This is a genomic window from Protofrankia sp. CiP1_Cm_nod2 (assembly GCF_920664355.1).
Classification (GTDB): Bacteria; Actinomycetota; Actinomycetes; order Frankiales; family Frankiaceae; genus Protofrankia.
In genome coordinates this window covers 11,140-13,321 of the sequence record NZ_CAKKTL010000075.1, presented here as the reverse complement: position 1 = coordinate 13,321, position 2,182 = coordinate 11,140, and the positions used below count along the sequence as shown (strand labels likewise).

Here is a 2,182-nt window from a genome sequence, read left to right as displayed (position 1 = left end):
GACGTAGGCTCGTGGCATGTCGAACCCGCAGATACCGCCGGGCGCCGGGCCGGGCATCGGTCAGCTTCTTCAGCAGGCCCAGCGGATGCAGGCCGAGTTGCTGACCGCCCAGCAGGACCTTGCCGACGCCAGGGTCGACGGCACCGCCGGCGGCGGCCTGGTGAGGGCCACGGTGACCGGTGGGGGTGAGCTGGTCGATCTCGTCATCGATCCCGCCGCGGTGGATCCGTCCGACACCGAGACGCTCGCCGACCTCGTCCTCGCGGCGGTCCGGGACGCCGCCGACAACGCGCGCAGACGTGCCTCCGAGCGGATGGGCCAGGTCACCGGCGGGCTCGGTGACATCCTCGGCGGGTTCGGCGGCCCCGGTGGTATCGGGAGTCCTGGCGGTATCGGGGGTCCTGGCGGCATCGGTGGTCCCGGCGGAGTCGGCGGTGGCCCGGCGGGTCTGCCGGGCGGGTCAGGCCCGGGGTCGATACCTCCCGGCCTGGGATGACAGGCGCGCGATGAACGACTCGCAGGCGGGCGGGCAGGTGCCGCCTGGACACGTGCCGGCCAGGCCCGCCGGAAGAACGCCCGCCGGAAGAACAGCCGTCAGAATGGCGATGGCCGGAACGCCCGGCTCCGGCACAACGGGCTCCGGCACAACGGGCCCCACGACAACCGGCTCCACAACAGCGGGCCCCACAACAGCGCTCCGCGGGACGGGTCGGTGACGATGTACGAGGGGATCGTCCAGGATCTGATCGACGAACTCGGCCGGCTGCCGGGCATCGGCCCGAAAAGCGCGCAGCGGATCGCCTTCCACCTGCTTTCCGCCGACCCGGTGGACGTGCGGCGGCTGGCGGCCACACTGAACGAGATCAAGGACAAGGTCCGCTTCTGCCGGACGTGCTTCAACGTCGCGCAGGCGGAGCTGTGCCGGATCTGCGCCGACCACCGCCGCGATCCGGCGCAGATCTGTGTTGTCGAGGAGCCGAAGGACGTCGTCGCCGTCGAACGGACCCGGGAGTTCCGCGGGCGCTACCACGTTCTCGGCGGAGCGATCAATCCGATCGGCGGAGTCGGCCCGGACGATCTGCACATCCGGGAGCTGATCGCCCGGCTCGCCGACGGAACGGTGACCGAGCTGATTCTCGCGACCGATCCGAACACCGAGGGCGAGGTCACCGCCTCCTATCTGGCCCGCCAGATCGCCCCCATGGGCCTGAAGGTCACCCGGCTGGCCAGCGGCCTGCCCATGGGCGGGGATCTGGAATGGGCGGACGAGGTGACCCTCGGCCGCGCCTTTGAAGGCCGCCGCGTCGTCGTCTAGTCGTCGTCCAGCTGTCGTCCAGTTGTCGTCTGGACACGTCTGGACACGTCCGGGCAGCCGTCCGGACGGACGTCTCGAACAATCCTCCGGACGAAGGCCGTCCGAACGACGCCGTTCCGGACGGCCCTTAAGGCCGGATCCCCGTACGAACCCGTCAGTTCCCCGAACGGACGGTGGCCGGAGCCGGCGGTGTGATCCTCCTCAGTACACGCATGTCGCCAGATACCCGTGACCGGTGCATACGTTGTTCTGGCCGGACAACGTGACCACCGGAAACCGTCACGGAACCCATGAAGGTCAGGAGTACACGACCAATGATCATAAGTGCGCACGTGGGCGCCGGAGCGCTGATCGGCACCGCACTGCGTCGGCCTCTTCCCGCATTTGCCGCCGGGTTCGTCTCCCACCTCGCCATGGACATGGTGCCGCACTGGGGAGCCGGCCCGGGGCGGAGCTGGGTTCCGGTGGCCCGCCGCGACGGCGTGGCCGGGCTGGCCGCCATGGGCATCCTGACCGCGGCCGCGCCGCCGGGGCGCCGGCTCGCGCTCCTGGCGGCCATGAGCGGGGCCTGTCTGCCCGACACCGACAAGATCGGCATCTATTTCGTCGGACGCAGCCCGTGGCCGCGCGGCTTCGACCGCTTCCACGGGCGCATCCAGCGGGAGTCCACCGACCTGCTGCCCCGGGACGTTCTTGTCGCCGCCGCGCTCAGCACGGCCGCCGGCGGGCTGCTGCACCTGCTGGGCCGGAGGCGGGGGCCGAGCCCGAACCGGCTGGTACGGCCGTGAGGCCCGACGGGCTCCCGTTCCCCGTGCGGCGGCCTGCCCCAGGCGGCCCTCGCCCTGGGCCCGGTCCTCAGAGCAGTCC

3 protein-coding genes are annotated in these 2,182 nt (G+C 71.4%); all 3 read left to right on the top strand.

Annotated elements, in window-relative coordinates; genetic code table 11:
* Nucleotides 1-16 precede the first annotated feature (16 nt).
* Complete coding sequence (locus NBW84_RS10760; RefSeq protein ID WP_250284130.1) at nucleotides 17-496, top strand: YbaB/EbfC family nucleoid-associated protein; 480 nt, start codon at nucleotides 17-19, stop codon at nucleotides 494-496.
* A 222-nt stretch (nucleotides 497-718) separates the two neighbouring features.
* Nucleotides 719-1,315, top strand: coding sequence for a recombination mediator RecR (recR, locus tag NBW84_RS10755; RefSeq protein WP_250284148.1), 597 nt, complete (start codon nucleotides 719-721; stop codon nucleotides 1,313-1,315).
* Between the two features lie 314 nt (nucleotides 1,316-1,629).
* Nucleotides 1,630-2,103, top strand: a complete 474-nt coding sequence (locus NBW84_RS10750; protein ID WP_250284127.1) for a hypothetical protein — start codon at nucleotides 1,630-1,632, stop codon at nucleotides 2,101-2,103.
* The last annotated feature ends 79 nt before the right edge of the window (nucleotides 2,104-2,182 follow it).

What these genes read in the sequence shown, in the direction of transcription:
- NBW84_RS10760 (WP_250284130.1), top strand. Translation starts at nt 17, where the DNA reads ATGTCGAACCCGCAGATACCGCCGGGCGCCGGGCCGGGCATCGGTCAG.
- recR (WP_250284148.1), top strand. Translation starts at nt 719, where the DNA reads ATGTACGAGGGGATCGTCCAGGATCTGATCGACGAACTCGGCCGGCTG.
- NBW84_RS10750 (WP_250284127.1), top strand. Translation starts at nt 1,630, where the DNA reads ATGATCATAAGTGCGCACGTGGGCGCCGGAGCGCTGATCGGCACCGCA.